This is a genomic window from Desulfobaculum sp. SPO524 (genome assembly GCF_044987625.1).
Taxonomy (GTDB): domain Bacteria; phylum Desulfobacterota; class Desulfovibrionia; order Desulfovibrionales; family Desulfovibrionaceae; genus Desulfobaculum.
Map to the genome: position 1 here is coordinate 790348 of NZ_JBJDSB010000002.1, position 16753 is coordinate 807100.

Here is a 16753-nt window from a genome sequence, read left to right on the forward strand (position 1 = left end):
TTTTGCGCTAGCCGCTTTCCTTAACGCTGACGCATCCCTGCGGTTACTTTGTCGCATCTTCCGGCAGTGTTGCCGGTTCCGGAATGATGGACAGCAGTTTACGCAGACGCTCCACGCGGCGGCGGTTGACGCCGAAGTCGTAATATCCAGTGCGCGCGGCGGAGCGGATGTGCAGCAGGCCGTTTTCGGCGTCGTACAGGCATTCCAAGTCGTCGTGGAAGCCGAAAAATGTGCTGGTGAAGACCGCATGCAGATAGGGGCCGGTTTGGCGTTCCACCCGGCTGCGCGGCAGGCTCCGCACGGCGGCCTCCACGCGCGCCATGACGTCTGCCACCTCGCCGTCGATGCGGATGGGGGCGATGGCGTGCCCGTCATCCATGGTGGAGCTGACGCAGTTGGGCGACCCCGGACAGGGGGACAGGCCGTCTACGCCGCCAAGGTTGTCCGGTGAAGAGGAGGAACACCCCGCAAGGGCGAGGCAGACAAGGGCCGCGAGTGGGAGAATGATATTTTGTATGGACATGCCGCAAGGATACACGTTCCACACGGGCGTGAAAAGCCGCGAAAAAACAGGGCCGCCATGGCATATGCCACGGCGGCCCTGATGGGTGTGGAGGGGGGCGTGTTAGCCGAGCGGGGTGTTTTTTACCAGCGCCCAGATGCCACAGGGGCAGGCGTCGGCGCAGAAGCCGCACCCAATGCATTTGGCCGGGTCGGCGATCATTTCAAAGTCCCCGTCCGGCAGGCTTTGGCGCGTGATGGCGCCCTGCGGACACAGGGTTTCGCACAGGCCGCAGTCGCGGCATTCGCCGCAGGACGAGCACTGCGCCGCACAGTCGTCAAGGTCCTGAAAGTGCGACACGCGTGGGTCAAAGTACTCCAGCGTGATGCGGGAGTAGTCGATCATTTCGGACAGGCGTCCCTCGTCGTCAACGGAGCCGAGGCGGGCGCGGATGTCGTCGCTCATGGTCTCGGCGTCGCCCAGCGGGCGCTTGCCGGAGAGGATGGCGTCCATGACCACCGCTGCGCGGCGGCCGTCGCCTATGGCCTGTGTGATGAGTCCGGGGCGCACAATGTCGCCAATGGCAAAGACCTTGGGGTCCGTGGTCTGCATCACGTCGTTCACCGTCACGAAGCCGCGCTCCGTGGCGATGGAATCCGGCAAAAAGCCAAGGTCCGGCGCGTCGCCAATGGAGATGACCACCGTATCCGCCGGGAGGACTTCACCCGTGGAAAGCACCACGCCTTCGGCAGTGATTTCCTTTGTGAAGCAGGGCCAGCGGAATGTTGCACCAACCTTCTCCGCCTCTTCGCGTTCCTTGCCGAAGGAGGCAGGCTCCTGCACGTCGATGAGGGTGATGTCGCGCGCGCCAAGGGTGGCGCCCACAGCGGCCACGTCACAGCCCACGTTGCCCGCGCCGATGATGACAAGACGCTCGCCGCACTGCTGTCCGCCGTGCTTCGCCCCGCGCAGGAAGTCCAGCGCGGTGACAAGGCGCTCTTTGCCCGGAACCGGCAGAACGCGGGGCGTTTGCGCGCCCGCCGCCAGTACGACAAAGTCAAAGTCGTCCTTGAGGCGGGTAAAGGCGTCGGCGTCCAACTCTTCATCCAACTGCACGTGCATGACAAGCCGCCGGACGCGTTCCAGCTCCGCGCCGAGGACATCGGCGGGAATGCGGCTGTCCGGGATGGCGGCGGCGATTTTGCCGCCCAGCTCACTGTCCCTGTCAAAGACCACCGGCTCGTGCCCAAGCAGGCGCAGCTGCCACGCCACGGAGAGGCCCGCAGGCCCGCCGCCAACAACGGCAACCTTGTGCCCGGACGATTCGGGAAGCTCCGGGTCGCGCGCCTTGAGGCTGGCTTTACCCATGGCCTTGACGTCCACGGGGATGAGCTTTTGCGTGGTGCGCGTGCAGCCCTCCATACACAGGTTCGGGCACAGGTGGCCGCAGACTGTGGCGGGCAGGGGCGTGTAGCTCATGCACAGGTCCATGGCTTCCTGTACCTTGCCTGCGCGGATGAGCTTCCAGCGCTTGCGGACGGGGATGCCCGTCGGGCAGTTGGCCTGACACGGCGCTTCGTAGCGCCTGTTCTCCCACACCGGCACAAAGCGGCGCATCTCCCCAGTAGGGATGAGGGGGATGGGGCTGCGGTCAAGGTCGGTCAGGTCGCCGATAAGGCCGCCGCGCCCAAGCTCGGCGTCCCACGCATTGGCGCGGAAGTCCGCCATGCTCCGGCGCTTTTTGCCCATCTTCTCGTGCGGGGAAAGGGCGACAAGGCACTGCCACTGGCTGCGGTCGCCTAAGATTTCAAAGAGTTCCGGGCGTCCGATACGCTCCAGAAAGACCATCAGGTTTTCGCTGAGCCATGCCCAGCGCTCGTCGTCAACCCCAATGAGCTTGGCGTCGGCTTGGCTAAAGCCCTTGTGCGGGCCACGGAAGTAGATGGAGCCGCCAACCATGCCCACGCAGGGGCGGTAGCCCAGCACGTTTTCCGGGTCTGCCGGGTCAATGCCGCAGATGACGGCGATGCCGCCGGCCATGAATTCCGCAAATGAATCGCCAACGCCGCCCAGCACCCACAGTTCCGGCGGGGTGTGGCGCGGGTTGTGTTTGGTCATGGTCATGCCGCGTGCGCCAAGGCCGCCATCCACCCAGATGCGGCCCTGCGCCATGGCGTTGGCCGTGCCGTTGGTGGCGTTGCCGTGGATGATGATGTCCGCGCCGGTGTTCAGCCAGCCCGTATCGTCGGACGCGGGGCCAAAGACCTCTATAGTGGTGCCGGGAAAGCCCATGGACCCAAGGCGCTGCCCCGGCGATCCATAGACGGAGAGGTGCAGTTTAGGGGCGGTTTTTTGCCACAGTCTGCCGCCAATGCCGTGCTGGCCAAAGGCGTCTACCTCAATATGTTCCGCGCCCGAGCGTACGGCGGATTGGAGGCGTTCCTCCAGAATGCGCGACTCGATGCGTTTGCCGTCTTCAAGTCCGCTTACGCGGATGTTGTGTGATTCGGCCATACAATGATTCTCCGATAAAGCTCCTGAACGTGATGTCATCCCCGTGCGTGGCGGCGCCAGCCGAGGATATGCGGGCCGCGCCTACACGACGTACTTGATGCCCAGCCGCTCCGCCGCGTCCTTGTCGCCAATGCCCAGCGCGTCGGACATGCCGATGGGCAGGGTGGTGGAACGACCAAGGGGGGCCAGTATTTTGCGCATTTCAAGGTCAAAGGACAAAAACACGTCCACCACGCGTTCGGCCACCTTTTCGGGGTCGAGGCGGCGGTAGATGCGCGGGTCCTGACTTGTGATGCCCTTGGGGCAGACGCCGATGTTGCAGACGTTGCAGCGGTCGGCCTCGGAGCCAACACAGCCTGCGGCGGCCTGCATGATGTATTTGCCCACCTGTACGGCGGATGCGCCCATCATGATGAGCGCGGCGGCGTTGGCGGCAAGGTTGCCGTTTTTGCCGATGCCGCCACCTGCGATGATGGGCAGTTCGTTCTGTTTGCCCAGCTTCACAAGGTTCAGGTAGCTGTCGCGCACGTTGGAGGCGATGGGGTGGCCCATGTGGTTCATGGACACGTTGTACGCCGCGCCGGTGCCGCCGTCTTCGCCGTCGATGGCGAGGCCTGCGGCGTACGGATTGCGCGTTAAGTTGTTCAGAACGGCAAGGGAAGTGGAGGAGGCCGAAATCTTGGGATAGACCGGCACACGGAATCCCCACGCCATGCTCATGGACTGAATCATCTTGGCCACGGCTTCTTCAATGGAATACTTGGTCTGGTGCGTGGGCGGCGAGGGGAGGCTGACTCCCGGCGGCACGCCGCGGATGGCGGCGATAAGGCTGTTGACCTTGTGCCACATAAGCAGGCCGCCGTCGCCGGGCTTTGCGCCCTGACCGTATTTAATCTCCACCGCGCAGGGATCGACCTTCATTTCCGGGATGGCCTGAATGATTTCGTCCCAGCCAAAGTAGCCGCTGGCAATCTGTAAAATGACGTACTTCAAAAAGCGCGAGCGCAACAGGCGCGGCGGGCAGCCGCCCTCGCCGGTGCACATGCGCACGGGCATGCCCAGTTCCTCGTTGAGGTAGGCAACGCCCATTTGCAGGCCTTCCCACATATTGGGCGACAGCGCGCCAAAGCTCATGCCGCCGATGACAAGGGGGTAGATTTTGCGCACGGGCGGGGTCCAGCCGCCTTCAAGCTGCGCCTTCAGCCCATCTTCCGGGGACTGGACGCGCCCGATCAGCGTGCTGAGGTCAAACTCGTGACGGCCTGCATCCAGCGCCGGGTCCGTGAGCATGGAGATGCGGACGAATTTGATGGCGTCCAGCAGACTGCCGGAGTCGTTGCGTCTGCCGCCGCGGGTACGCGCGCCGCCGCCACCGCTTTGGTGCATGCGCAGCTTGTCCGGCTCGTCGCTGTGGTAGGGCATTATGGCGTCGTTGGGGCAGACCTGCGCGCACATGCCGCAGCCTATGCAGGCCGTGGCCGGAGCGGTCTTCTGCCGGATGCCGTAATAGAGGGAAAAGTCGTTTTCGGGTTTTTTGGTCAGCCCGAGGGGCGTGCGCACTTTTCGCTTGCGAAAGACGCCAAGCTCAATGGCCCGCACCGGACAGACCGACGTACACTGGCCGCAGAGCGTGCATTTGCTCTTGTTCCAGTCAATCTGCCATGGCAGATCCTTGCGGCTTAGCGAAGATGGGGTAATGGCTGCGTCTGACGGCATATCTCAATCTCCTCGCACTGGGGCGAAACAATGGCGGTATCAAGGTGCATGGGCTGGAAGTCCGCGCTCTTGTCGCGGTCCGGGATGACGGCGTCTAGCCCGCAGACTTCGGACGAGAAGGCGTACAGGCCGGGGCGGCCACCAACCACGCCGGGGCGCAGCTTCTTCTTGTCCTGAACCATGAACATGCTGCGGTCCGGGGTGACGCCGATAACGCAGTTGGGACCGTCGATGATCATCTTGCGGCAGACCATCTTGAGCCGGGCGAGAAACTCGCCGTCGGCGTGCGCGGCCAGCTGGGCGTCGGACAGCGGGGTGATGATGTGCTTGTAGGCCTGCAGGGGCAGCCCAAGGCGCTTCATCGTATAATGGAGGATATGGGCGAAGACTTCGGAGTCCGAATGGTAGCCCGTGTATCCCGTAATGTTTTGCGATTCCAAATACTCGCGGATGGGGACGAACGCCGTATTCTCGCCATTGGTCATGGTACAGATGCCCTGAATGAAGAAGGGATGGCACGCATAGAGGTTGATGGCGTAGTTGGTGTTCTGGCGGCCCTGCGCGAGGATGGTGCGGGCGTAGAAGTCGTGATGGTCCAGCCCGAGGTATTCGCCAACGCTCAGCGGGTCGCCAATTTCCTTAACCATGACGACGTCCGGCCAAAAGGAGAAGACCGTGATGTCGTCGCGCTCCAGCCCGGCGATTTTGAGGGCGACGCGGGTGGCGAGGAGTTCTTCTTCGCGCGCTTCTTTGGAAAGGTCGTCCCAGCCTGCGGGCGGCTCAAAGGCTTGGACGAGGTAGGCGTGCCGCGCGGGCGTGCCAGCCGGGAGGGTGGCCGAGTGCGACATGGAGAGTCTGTGTCCGGGCGTATAGCCCCGGTGCCGCATGAATTCCATAAGGCGTTCTTCGCCTTGCTCCGTGACGATGGCGGAAAGGATGGGCGTATCCGGCATTTTGCCGAAAGCGCCGTCCAGACCGGTCAGATACAGCCCCACACCGGAGCCGTCGTGTCCCTCTCGCATGACGTCCAGAGCCTGGACCGCCTCCATGGGGGATACGGGGTCGGTGCTTGTAAGGGCGAACAAGCGGCACATTGTCTGCTGACTCCTTTACGTTCTGAGGAAAAAGGGGCGGGAGGGGGCGCGGGCGCGCCGTGTGGCCGGAAGCCATGCCCCTTTGGCCGGATATCGCATCCGACGTGCATCTGTAATTGCGGGACAAATAGTAATAGCCAATAGTTACTTTCAAGTCCAGCAAAGTCAGTGCTGTCCGGGGCTTGCGGGGGTGTTTTGCATGTCGCGCAGGCGACGTTTTGGGCAGAAAAACCCCCGTTTTTCCCTGTGGCCCGCAAAACGGGCAAAAAAGGCACGGCAAGCGGGCTCCCAACGACCGGTAACGGTTGACGAAAGGGTGCTGAGGCTTTATTTGAAGGCGTTGCGGCCTGTCATTTTTGCAGGCCGCGTGATACATGTACGTTGCGTTTGCCGCGGGGCGTCCCGGCGGCAAACGATGATTCCCAACACTTCACTAGGAGGCCAAATGCTTTTCGCTGACATCGCCCATGCCATGGGTGCCGGTGCTCAGGGCGCTGAGGGCGCTGCCAACCCCATTGCTGGGATGGTGCCCCTTATCCTGATGTTCGTCATCTTCTACTTCCTCCTCATTCGCCCCCAACAGAAGAAGGCCAAGCAGCACAAAGAGATGCTGGGTGCCCTCAAAAAGGGCGACTGGGTGCTCACCGGTGGCGGCATCTACGGCCGCATCGTTGAGATTCGCGAAGATGAACTCGTCGTCGACCTCGGCAACAATGAAGTCGTGATGAGCCGGGCCTTCATTTCCAGTGTTCTGGACAAGGCTCCCAAGGCCTTCCCCTCCAGCAACAAGAAGAAGTAGCAATGGCGCGGAGTTCTTCCGCGCCTCGCTTTTCAGGGCAAGCGATGCAGACGGCCGGAATGTTCCGGACCAATATGCGCGCTTGCCTTTGCTATTGATACAACGTAGTTATCAGTAGCTTACAGAGGTAGTTGGCGCGGCCATTTGGGCCTGCGCCGTGTTTGTGTCTGGACCCCGAGGAGAAACAATGAAAGGGAGCCTGCGTTACCGCATCATTCTCGCCCTGCTCGTGGGCGTGCTCGGACTCGTCTATGTGCTGCCCTCGTTTATCGCGCAAGATTCGCCCCTGAGGGGCGCGCTGCCCGACGACGAGATCAGCCTGGGCCTCGACCTCAAGGGCGGTGTTCACCTGACCCTGGGTGTCGATATCCCTGAGGCTATCGAGTACAACCTCAATCAGATGGGGCAGGATATTCGCACCACGGCACGTGACGAGGGCATCGCCGTCCTCAAGCCCAGTGTGCGAGGCAAGGACAAGCTGAACTTTACGCTGCTCAAAAGCGACCAGCGTGCCAAGCTTGATGGCCTTCTGAATAAGCACTTCAACATGCTGAAGGTCAAAGCCCGCGAGAACATTAGCGACGGGAAGGTCCGCTACACCCTGGTGATGACCCCCGAATACAAGCGCGAAGTCTCCAAGCTCACCGTCGATCAGGTGCTCAAGACCATCCGTACCCGTATCGACCAGTTCGGTGTGGCAGAGCCGGACATCCGCCGTCAGCAGGGCGGCCGTATTCAGGTTCAGCTGCCCGGCCTCGACGACCCGCAGCGCGCCATCAGCGTCATCGGCCGTACCGCCCGTCTTGAATTCAAGATCGTGGACGACGCCGCAGACCTGACCAAGGCAAAGCAGGGCATTCTGGCTCCGGGACGCGAACTGTCCACCCTGAAGCATTACCGTATGGACGGGACCTACTCCACCGAGCCCATCGTTCTGCATAAGGATACCGTGCTGTCCGGCGAGTACATCACCGATGCACACGTCAGCTACGACAACTTCGGACAGCCCATGATCAGCATGAACTTCAACTCCCGCGGCGCGCGCATCTTCTCGCGTGTGACCGGTGAAAACATCGGCAAGCGTCTGGCCATTGTGCTGGACGGCGAGGTGTACTCCGCCCCGTCCATCAAGGACAAGATTCCCGGCGGCCGCGCCTCCATTACCGGTTCCTTCAGCGATAGCGAGGCCGCTGACCTTGCTCTGGTGCTGCGTTCCGGTTCGCTGCCCGCTTCCGTTCACGTCATGGAAGAACGCACCGTTGGCCCGTCCCTCGGACAGGAGTCCATCGACAAGGGCGTTACTGCCGCACTGGCCGGTTTCGTTGTGGTTCTGCTCTTCATGGCTGTGTACTACGGTTTTGGCGGCCTTGTTGCCGACACCGCTCTGGTCATGAACATCGTGCTCATTATGGCCGGTCTTGCCGGCTTTGGCGCGACGCTGACGCTGCCCGGTATTGCGGGCATCATTCTGACAATCGGTATGGCCGTGGACGCCAACGTCATCATCTTTGAGCGCATCCGCGAAGAACTCCGCAGAGGACTCACCGCGCGTGCCGCCATTGAAGAGGGCTACGCCAAGGCGACCCTGACCATCCTTGACGCCAACGTGACCACCGTGCTGGCCGCCATCATCCTGTACCAGTTCGGTACCGGACCCATCCGCGGCTTCGCCGTCACGCTGACCCTGGGTATCCTGGCCTCCATGTTCACGGCCATCTTCGTGACCCGCATTCTCTTTGATATGTGGGCCGCCAAGGCCAAAACCGGTGCCAGACTGAGCATCTAGGGGAGTACACAGATGGGACTGCAACTCATCAAGCCCGATACACATATCGATTTCGTTGGCTTCCGTAAGATTGCCTTCGTCATCTCCGCCCTTCTGATTCTGCTTGGCATCGGCTCCCTGCTGATGCACGGCGGACCCCGCTACGGCATCGACTTCGCCGGTGGTATCACCGTGCAGGTGAAGTTCGACGAAGGCATCGAGATCGGCAACCTCAAGGACGCCCTCGCCACCACGGACATGAAAGATATGACCGTGCAGAGCTTCGGCATGGAGCAGGATAACGAGTACCTCATCCGCATCTCCGCCATGGACGTTACCTCCGATCAGGTGCGTACCGCCGTGGAAAGCGCCCTCACCAACCACATGGACGCCGGATACACCGTTCAGCGTCAGGAAATGGTTGGCCCGAAAGTTGGCGCGGACCTGCGTGAAAAGGCCCTTGAAGCCATGTTCTACGCCGTGCTGCTCATCGCTATCTATATCTCCGGCCGCTTCGAGGCGCGCTGGATGACAGCAGGCATCATGGCCGCGGCGCTGTCGGGTGGAATTTATCTGCTCGGCCTCGTCAACCTGCCCATGAGTATGCTCATCCTCGCCGCGATGCTCATCACCGTGGGGCTGTGCTGGTATCTGAAATTGAACTACGCCCTCGGCGCGGTTGTGGCGCTCATTCATGACGTCATCATCACCGTGGGCGTCTTCTCAATGATGGATAAGGAATTCGACCTCACCATTGTGGCCGCACTCCTGACCATCATCGGTTACTCGCTCAATGACACCATCATCGTCTTCGACCGTATCCGCGAAAACCTTCGCAATAAGGTCGGCGAGAACCTCGGCGAAACCATTAATGCCTCCGTCAACCAAACCCTGTCTCGGACACTGCTGACCTCCGGCACCACGCTGCTGGTCGTCTTCTGCCTGTTCGTGCTGGGCGGCGGCGTCATTCACGACTTCGCCTTTGCCCTGCTCATCGGCGTGGGCATCGGTACCTACTCCTCCGTGTTCGTCGCCAGCCCCATTCTCATGGGATTCGGCCCGAGCCTGGAGCCCGACTCCGAAGAAGCCGCCGCCTAAAGCGTGCAGCCATACTCGGTTTGCAGCCCCGGTTCCAACAGGAACCGGGGCTTTTTTATGCCTTCGGCGACTTAAGGAAATAATTTCCTTAAGAATCCTTAGGATTTTCAGGGGCGGAAGCCGCCCCTGAAAATAGGGGGGTAACCCCAACCGCCATAGCCTGTTACCTATGTTCCCGGACAGAAGTCTTACCCATGTTCCGGGGTGTACACAGGGATTCTGACCGCTTCATCTGTGGCACCAACCCCACCCAAAAAAACAGCCTTCCCCCACCGCGAAAGCCTCTCAGGGGTGCCGCCGTCATCCATCCATAAACACCCGTCATGACCGCACTCGGGATTGTTAAGGGGCCGCGCCCCTTAACCCTGCGGAGCAAAAAGAGTTTCGCACTCCCACCACGGACACTCTACGGCTCACACCAGCCCATCGGCCTTGCCCCCAACCTCTGCCAACCTCCCCACCTTCTCCCGCCGCGAAAGCCCCTCAGGGGTGCCGCCGTCATTCATCCATGAGTACCCGTTATGACCGCACTCGGGATCGTTAAGGGGCCGCGCCCCTTAACCCTGCGGAGCAAAGAGAGTTTCATTTTGCCACCACGTACTCTCTACGGCTCCACCTCTACTCACACCAGCCCATCGGCCTTGCCCCCAACCTCTGCCAACCTCCCCACCTTCTCCCGCCGCGAAAGCCCCTCAGGGGTGCCGCCGTCATTCATCCATGAGCACCCGTCATGACCGCACTCGGGATCGTTAAGGGGCCGCGCCCCTTAACCCTGCGGAGCAAAAAGAGGCGTGGGTTTTGGTGCGAATTGGCGCAGGAGGGGGGCGCAGGCTGGGGCAAAAAGTGAGGCCACACGAGCCGTCTGGTGGCTGGGTGTGGCCTCGCCGTAGGGGGGGGTGGGGAGGAAAGATTTAGTTGACGAACATGGGGTAGTCCGTGGAGCGCAAACACTCGATGGCGTCGCTGTGCCAATTATCGCGCGGGGCGTGTTTGCCGTAGTGCTTACCGGGCTGGCCTGTGGATTCACTGACGACGATGGAGGAGAGATTGGGCCAGTCGTTGACGGCGCACCATTTTTCTATGCAGGCGAGGGGACCGGTGAGTGTAGAGGCCTGCCGCGGGTCGCGGTCCAGCATTTCGCAGAGTTCGCGGTAGGTGAGCAGCCGTTGCGGCGCGTCCTCCTTGCGGACGAGGGGCGTTCTGACGCGCCGCTGATGGTAAAGCAACTTGTTGACGACCTTGATTGAGAACGGGGTGAGGGGGGTGTTGTCAAACATGGTGCCTCCTTTTGAGGTGCTTTTCCATGTAATACAAAACGCTGTGAGAAAACTCAACTCCGTGCTACTATAATGGGTTTTTGTCCGTAGTGCATGGCATGCAATGCTTTTTGCATTTGCCGAGAAATGCAGAAACTTGCACATGGCGCAATGAGGCTGGTGGACGGGGCCTTTTGCGGGGGGAGGAAAAAGGAACTTTTTGAAAAAAAGATGGATGGCGGCTCTGACGCTGAAAAGACGCCGCCCCGGAGCGCGGGTGGCGTTCCGGGGCGGCGGTGTGGTTGGTGTGTGCTGGCGGTGCTACTTGGCGGAGAGCTCTTCCAGTTCGCTGGCGAGGCGGGCGAGTTGGGTGACGGCGTCGCCTGCGTCGTTCATGCGACCGGACACGCCGTTGGCCATTTGGGCCACTTCGTCCACGGCGGCGTTGATGTGCTCGCTGGTCATGGACTGTTCTTCGGCTGCGGCGGCGATGTTCTCCACCTGATTGGAGGACGCGTTGACGAGGCTGACGATGGTTTCGAGTGCCTCGCCGGACTTGGTGGCCAGAGTGCTGGCTTCGTCCACCATTTGGTTGGTGCGGTCCACGGCGTCGATGGAGGATTGTGCGCCTTGCTGAATGGACACGATGGCCTTTTCGACTTCGTTGGTGGCTTGCATGGTCTTTTCGGCCAGCTTGCGAACCTCGTCGGCAACGACGGCAAAGCCGCGCCCGGCGTCGCCTGCGCGTGCGGCCTCGATGGCGGCGTTGAGGGCGAGAAGGTTGGTCTGGTCGGCGATATCCGTAATAACGCTGAGAACCTGTCCAATCTCCTGCGCCTGCGAACCGAGGCCGTGCATGGTCTCTCGCATGGTGCGGGCGTGCTCGCTGACGCGGAGTATGGACTCCACGGCCTGCTTGACGACGCCTGCGCCGTTGTCGGCTTCGCTGCGTGCGGCGCCGGTCTGCTCGGCGGCTTCGGTGGCGCTGCGCGCAACCTGTTGCACGGCGGCGTTCATCTGATCCATGGCGGAAACTGTTTCCTGAATGCGTCCCTGCTGAGTGGCCAGGGCGTCCTGCACGCCGCTGAACTCATGGGTGAGCCCTTCGGTGGTGCTGGTGAGGCGCTGTGCGGCGTCGTGCGTGGCGTCGTTGACCTTGGCGATGCGCTCCAGCTTGTCCTGAATCTCCTGCTCGGACTGCACAAGGTCGGTGACGACGCGGGCGACTTCCACATAGCCGATGACGGCGCCGTGCCCGTCGTGCAGGGCGGAGGCGGAGGGCTTGATGTAGATGCTGGTGCCTCCGTGCTTCAGCTCGATGATGTCGGCTTCGGCCTGTCCGCCAAGGCGCTTGACCATATCAATGGGACAGCCCGGCGTGCCGCAGACGGTTGTGTCGAGCTGTTCGTGGCACTTGCACTGGTGCAACTGGTCCTGCGTGATGCCAAGCAGGTCGAGGGTCGCCTTGTTGGCCATCTTAAGGTTGTAGTCGTTGTCTACAACGAAGATGGGGTCGGGCACGGTGTTCAGCACGTTCACATAGCCGCGCATCTCGTCCAGCATGGTCGAGAGCTTGTGAGTGAGGGTGTTGAACGTGCGGGCCAGCTCGCCAATTTCGTCACGCTGGGTGTTCTTCAGTTGTTCGGAGAGGTCGGCGCGGTCTTCGGCGATGTCTTCAATCTTTTGGGTGATGCTGCGGATGGGCGCGCTGACGAACTTGCGCAGCACGATGAGCAGAACAATGACGGGACACAGGGCCATTCCGGCCAGCATCAAGATGAGAGTGGTGTCCGCACGGGCGGCCATGGCGGCGATGTTCTTGAGGTCCACCACGCTGACGATAACGCCAATCTGGTTGCCGTTGTAGTCGCGCACGGGGGCCGCGCCGAGGGCAAGCTCGGGCTGCATCTGGAGGGTGTAGCCGTCGCGGCCGTCGTCCAGCAGTTGACGGGTGAGATGCGTCAGGGAGCTGGTGTTGCGCGGCGCTGTGGCGCGCACGTAGGCGCCATCCAGAACCGGGTACTTGGAGGAATCCTGAAGGGATTTGGTGATGCTGAGCTTGTCGGCGTTCATGTACAGGACAAGGTCGTTGGACTCGTCGCGAACGTCGTTAAGGATGGGGGCGAAGCTCTCCAGCACTTCAACGGAGCCGAGCTGGTGGCCGTCGGCGGCGGTGATGGGCACCACACCGCGGATGGCAAAGCCGCCCCGGCCAAGCTCAATGCCGCTGACGGATTGGCCTGTGCGGTTTACGTCCAGCACAGTTTGGCGGAAGGAGGAGATATCGTCGGAAATATCCACCCAGTGGCCATTGCGTTTGGTTTGTTTGTCGCGCCACATGCGCACAAGGCTTCTGCCGTTGGGCAGGTGAAAATGCAGGCGCAGACGGCTGCCTGCGGTGGCCTTGTAGCTGTCCAGCATGGGGGCCAGCTCGGAACGCAACAATTCGCGGGCGGTTTGGGCCTGCGGGGAGCGGGCGTCGTCTATGTCGCCGGAGGAGGCGATTTCATACGCCTCGCGCACCTTGGGCAGGCGGGCAAAGACGGAGGCAAGCTCCTTGGCGCGGCGCGAGGCTTTGTCGATGTCCTCGGAAATGCGCGTGTACTGGTGATCCATCGTGGAGGCGACGTAGTGGTCCCTCAGCTCGTTGAACGAGGAGAAGATGGTGATGTAACTGGCAAGCCCGAGCGCCAGCACCACGATGACCTGCGGGATGGAGAGTTTCCAGAGAAGTTTCATACTGTTGTCCGTACGGTTTTAAAGTTCCTTAAGCATCCGGTTGTGCATCGCGGCCGCTACGCGGAATGCGCGGCGGGGCGTCGATGTCGCGCAGCTCGTCCGGCGTTGCCGGGGCTGCGCTTTTATCCCCTGTGCTCCCTCATAATTTGCCAACCCTCGCAAAGTCGGCTGGTGTGACGATGTCTTTTCGGAACCCTTCCCAGGTTCCTTAAACTTATCATGTGTACTTTTGGCGGACGGGCGGAACAAGGAATCTCTCCGACTCGTGCCAATATTCACAATCTGGACCTGCCAGATTGGCGGGCCTGTGCATCGTCGCGTGTGGTGGCGTGCGTGAAGACGAAGGGGGAGGCAAGTTGAGAACGGTGCCCGTGTGGCAGAGGCGTGAAGGCAAGGCGTGCGCTGTGCTGATACGCGGAAGAAGTATAGTTCCGGGTGGATGAAAGGGCAAGACCTGTGGGGGCGCGGACATGGCCGGGGAGGCGGAAGAGGGGCGGTGGAGCGTGAAAGGGAGCGAGCGGGGTGCTGGGCAGGGGCAAAGACCACGTGGAGAATCCGCTCACGCACGGGGGAGGCGCGCCGCGTGTGGGCGATGCGCGGCGCCGGGTTGGGTGGCAGAAGGCGCTAGCCGTGCCGAAACAAATGCACAATGCCCTCAGCAATGGCGATGCAGAGACCAACCCCGGCCATGGTGATGGCGTCCTGTGATTCTCCTGCCTTGAGGGCGAAAAGCGCCGCCCCCATGATGACGAGAAAGACGCCGAGGGCGCGTAGCGGTCTATCCAATCCGTATGAGGAAACCGTCGGCGGAATAATGGCAACCCCGCACGAGGGGCAATACCGAGTTTCGGTTGTGATGTCGTGATGGCAATGGGGGCACTTGGTCTTTCCCATAATAACCTCCCGAAGTCTCGCAAGCGGCCGCGTGGACGGCGTGCGTCAGTCCGTGGTGAACGTCTGGTGCTGGTCGCGTTGTGATAAAGCGCGGGCTTGGCCGGTGTCTGCGGCGTGTGGCCTGCGCTGGGTAAGCTCTCTGGATATGTGGTACCAAGGTTGGGCAAAAGGGGCAAGAGGGTAAAGAAAGACGCCCCGTTACGTGTAACGGGGCGTCTTGTGGCGGCGTGGCCAGCGGCTGGTCGTGTGGTGGACCGAATGTGTGGTGTGCCGTTGGCCGATTGGTGCTTTTCCCGTCCTCTACCGCCGAAAATTGGCCTTCACGGTATGTTGCGCGAGGCAATGTGCCGCATGTTCATTTTGAGGCATCCGGACCTGCGGGGCTGCGCGCTGCGTCCATCAGCCGCAGGGGCATACGCCTGCATGATGCTGAAAGCACAGGCAAAAGGGAACATCCGCTTGCCGATATCCCTAACAGGATGCCCCACACCACGCAACCCGCAACACGCGGGTATTGTGGAAAAAACCGCCACAAGCGAAAGGGCGGCCGGATGAATTCGGCCGCCCTTCGCAAGAGGATGCTTGATGCTTCGGTTTCTTTTTCTACACCATTTAGGAGGAGGTTATATGTCTTCGATACGGTTGGAGGAAAGGGTCTGACCTCGCCCGCATCGTCGAAAAGGGAAGTTGTGAGAGAGCTTGATGGTTGCAGAAGGCTTCCCGTGCCTTCTGTCTTTCTTCTTATCAAGTGGCGTGCCAAACATGAAAATTGTAGAAAATCAGTATGTTGTGAGTGCGCGGGCTGTTTGGACCGCTGTGCAGAGTGCAATGGCTCGCACAGAAAAAGTGCAATGTGTGCAGGGCGTTGCACAGGGTGTTGTGCAGGGGCGGGACGAGATGAGAGTGTAACCTGTTGAAGATTTAGGACGTGTGGAGGGATGCGGACATGGAAGGGCCGGAAAAAAGGAGAACCCAGTGTTCCCGTTCCATAAATGCGGTCCTGCTGGTTCCGGTTTGAATTTGGGCTTGGGTAGAAAAAAGAGTGTGATATTCCAGCATGTTAAGCAGGGCATCAGGTAGAAAAGGGGTAGGAAATGGGTAAAAGCGGAACTCCGAATTCCTCTTTTATAACGAAGGAAGAAGCGTAAAATACTGTTTTTATTGATGAAATAGAATTGGCACAAAGCGTGCTCATTGCGTGACGCCTCGCCCGGACAGCGCATCCTGGCGGGAGTTTTTTATGAATAGGTGGAACGCGATGCGCAGAGTGCAATTTCGGGATGTATCCCACGAGGCGGCAAGTCTTATGCTGTTGACCCTTGGGGCGACTATCACGGCTTTTTCGTGCAAGGCCATGGCTATCCCTCAGGGGGTGGTGTTTGGCGGGTTGTCCGGGGCGGCGCTGTTGGCGCACCGTTTGTCTGAGTGGGCGACACCCGGTATGTGGCTGCTGGTGCTGAATGCACCGCTGTTTGTGCTGGGCGGGGCGCTGGTCGGGCGGCGCTTCTTTTTTGTAAGTCTGTACGGGATGCTGTGCCTTTCTTTGGGCATGGACGCCATCGACGTACGGGTAACGTTTCCAAACCCTGTGGCGGGCGCTGTGGCAACCGGCATGGTGATGGGCTTTGGCACCGCGCTGGTGCTGTTGGCGCATGGGTCGCAGGGCGGGCTGGATATTGTCGCAAGATGTCTATCTCAGAGGTTGCAAGCCTCTGCCGGTGCGGTGTATCTGTCTTTCGATGTCGTGCTGTTTAGCTGCGCGGCTATGATCCTTGGAGGGGCCACGGTTGCGACCTCTTTGACGGTGACAGTCGCCATGGCGGCCACGACGGATATTGTCATGCGGTGTGCGGTGTGGTGTCGCGCGCATGCCGCCCGGATGAGTGTTTCCGTGCCGGTTGGTGCCGGCGCTCACGCGGTAGTTCCCGTGCCTGTGCATGTGCGCCGGAAGCACTGAGAGAAGTGATCTTTACCAGAGAAGGGTCAATTGACCCTCGGAGATGAGCATGACCAAGGCACGTTCCGGGTTGCAGACCATTGAGGGGTATGTTGGGCCGTACAGCTGGGACGAGAATGAAGAAATCGTCACGGTGTCGGTCATTACGGATGAGAACAGGGAGTACGTGGTGGAGCATTCCGGGCCGGGCGCCCGCCTGCTCGACTATGTTGATGAGTACATCCGTGCCAAGGGGGCGGTTCGCAAAAGCCGTGACCATTTCAGTCTGACGGTACAGAGCTTCGATGTGATCGACGCGCCCGAACTGGACGACTGGATTGAGGATGACGACTGGTAGGGCATCCTCGCCGCCCGTCAGGGTTTTTCCCACGCAGAACGAGACTCCGCAGGATAATGCCGGCGGGGTCTCCGCTGTTTTA

Annotated in this window: 12 protein-coding genes; 5 read left to right on the forward strand and 7 right to left on the reverse strand. The window is 60.9% G+C overall.

Annotated elements, in window-relative coordinates; genetic code table 11:
- Positions 1-43 precede the first annotated feature (43 nt).
- The 4 genes from ACI3L3_RS09160 to ACI3L3_RS09175 all read right to left on the reverse strand — a co-directional run bounded on the left by ACI3L3_RS09160 (position 44) and on the right by ACI3L3_RS09175 (position 5826).
- Positions 44-523, reverse strand: coding sequence for a DUF1499 domain-containing protein (locus ACI3L3_RS09160; RefSeq protein ID WP_404844810.1), 480 nt, complete (start codon positions 521-523; stop codon positions 44-46).
- Between the two features lie 102 nt (positions 524-625).
- A complete protein-coding gene (locus ACI3L3_RS09165) occupies positions 626-3016 on the reverse strand; it encodes an FAD-dependent oxidoreductase (protein WP_404844811.1) in 2391 nt (796 codons plus the stop codon).
- A gap of 81 nt (positions 3017-3097) precedes the next feature.
- The gene (locus ACI3L3_RS09170; protein WP_404844812.1) at positions 3098-4732 is read right to left on the reverse strand and encodes a glutamate synthase-related protein; all 1635 of its coding nucleotides are present in this window, start codon (positions 4730-4732) and stop codon (positions 3098-3100) included.
- Positions 4696-5826, reverse strand: coding sequence for a glutamate synthase (locus ACI3L3_RS09175; protein WP_404844813.1), 1131 nt, complete (start codon positions 5824-5826; stop codon positions 4696-4698). Before ACI3L3_RS09175 ends, ACI3L3_RS09170 begins: the two co-directional genes overlap by 37 nt.
- Positions 5827-6271: 445 nt before the next feature.
- Here ACI3L3_RS09175 and yajC point away from each other — a divergent pair, with 445 nt between their 5' ends.
- From yajC to secF, 3 genes are all read left to right on the forward strand, one after another.
- Positions 6272-6625: a preprotein translocase subunit YajC gene (yajC, locus tag ACI3L3_RS09180; protein ID WP_404844814.1), complete on the forward strand. Its 354-nt coding sequence runs from the start codon at positions 6272-6274 to the stop codon at positions 6623-6625.
- Positions 6626-6812: 187 nt separating this feature from the next.
- Positions 6813-8411 (forward strand): protein translocase subunit SecD, encoded by a 1599-nt coding sequence (secD, locus tag ACI3L3_RS09185; RefSeq protein ID WP_404844815.1) that lies wholly within the window; start codon positions 6813-6815, stop codon positions 8409-8411.
- 12 nt (positions 8412-8423) lie between these two features.
- Positions 8424-9488 carry a protein translocase subunit SecF gene (secF, locus tag ACI3L3_RS09190; RefSeq protein WP_404844816.1) on the forward strand — a complete coding sequence of 355 codons (1065 nt, stop codon included), beginning with the start codon at positions 8424-8426 and terminating at the stop codon, positions 9486-9488.
- Positions 9489-10399: 911 nt separating this feature from the next.
- Here the strand turns inward: secF and ACI3L3_RS09195 are convergent.
- The 3 genes from ACI3L3_RS09195 to ACI3L3_RS09205 form a co-directional block, all read right to left on the reverse strand.
- Complete coding sequence (locus tag ACI3L3_RS09195) at positions 10400-10765, reverse strand: hypothetical protein (protein WP_404844817.1); 366 nt, start codon at positions 10763-10765, stop codon at positions 10400-10402.
- A gap of 300 nt (positions 10766-11065) precedes the next feature.
- On the reverse strand, positions 11066-13483 hold the full coding sequence (locus ACI3L3_RS09200) for a methyl-accepting chemotaxis protein (protein WP_404844818.1): 2418 nt from the start codon (positions 13481-13483) through the stop codon (positions 11066-11068).
- A 624-nt stretch (positions 13484-14107) separates the two neighbouring features.
- On the reverse strand, positions 14108-14377 hold the full coding sequence (locus ACI3L3_RS09205; RefSeq protein ID WP_404844819.1) for a zinc ribbon domain-containing protein: 270 nt from the start codon (positions 14375-14377) through the stop codon (positions 14108-14110).
- Positions 14378-15683: 1306 nt separating this feature from the next.
- Between ACI3L3_RS09205 and ACI3L3_RS09210 the strand changes: the two genes are divergently transcribed.
- A complete protein-coding gene (locus ACI3L3_RS09210; protein ID WP_404845214.1) occupies positions 15684-16334 on the forward strand; it encodes a YitT family protein in 651 nt (216 codons plus the stop codon).
- Positions 16335-16383: 49 nt separating this feature from the next.
- Positions 16384-16671: a hypothetical protein gene (locus ACI3L3_RS09215; RefSeq protein ID WP_404844820.1), complete on the forward strand. Its 288-nt coding sequence runs from the start codon at positions 16384-16386 to the stop codon at positions 16669-16671.
- Positions 16672-16753 lie beyond the last annotated feature (82 nt).

Excerpts from the sequence above, each read along its gene's own strand:
- ACI3L3_RS09205 (WP_404844819.1), bottom strand. The coding sequence starts at position 14,377 with ATGGGAAAGACCAAGTGCCCCCATTGCCATCACGACATCACAACCGAA.
- ACI3L3_RS09160 (WP_404844810.1), bottom strand. The coding sequence starts at position 523 with ATGTCCATACAAAATATCATTCTCCCACTCGCGGCCCTTGTCTGCCTC.
- ACI3L3_RS09210 (WP_404845214.1), top strand. The coding sequence starts at position 15,684 with ATGCTGTTGACCCTTGGGGCGACTATCACGGCTTTTTCGTGCAAGGCC.
- secF (WP_404844816.1), top strand. The coding sequence starts at position 8,424 with ATGGGACTGCAACTCATCAAGCCCGATACACATATCGATTTCGTTGGC.
- ACI3L3_RS09215 (WP_404844820.1), top strand. The coding sequence starts at position 16,384 with ATGACCAAGGCACGTTCCGGGTTGCAGACCATTGAGGGGTATGTTGGG.
- ACI3L3_RS09175 (WP_404844813.1), bottom strand. The coding sequence starts at position 5,826 with ATGTGCCGCTTGTTCGCCCTTACAAGCACCGACCCCGTATCCCCCATG.
- yajC (WP_404844814.1), top strand. The coding sequence starts at position 6,272 with ATGCTTTTCGCTGACATCGCCCATGCCATGGGTGCCGGTGCTCAGGGC.
- ACI3L3_RS09195 (WP_404844817.1), bottom strand. The coding sequence starts at position 10,765 with ATGTTTGACAACACCCCCCTCACCCCGTTCTCAATCAAGGTCGTCAAC.
- ACI3L3_RS09200 (WP_404844818.1), bottom strand. The coding sequence starts at position 13,483 with ATGAAACTTCTCTGGAAACTCTCCATCCCGCAGGTCATCGTGGTGCTG.
- ACI3L3_RS09170 (WP_404844812.1), bottom strand. The coding sequence starts at position 4,732 with ATGCCGTCAGACGCAGCCATTACCCCATCTTCGCTAAGCCGCAAGGAT.
- secD (WP_404844815.1), top strand. The coding sequence starts at position 6,813 with ATGAAAGGGAGCCTGCGTTACCGCATCATTCTCGCCCTGCTCGTGGGC.
- ACI3L3_RS09165 (WP_404844811.1), bottom strand. The coding sequence starts at position 3,016 with ATGGCCGAATCACACAACATCCGCGTAAGCGGACTTGAAGACGGCAAA.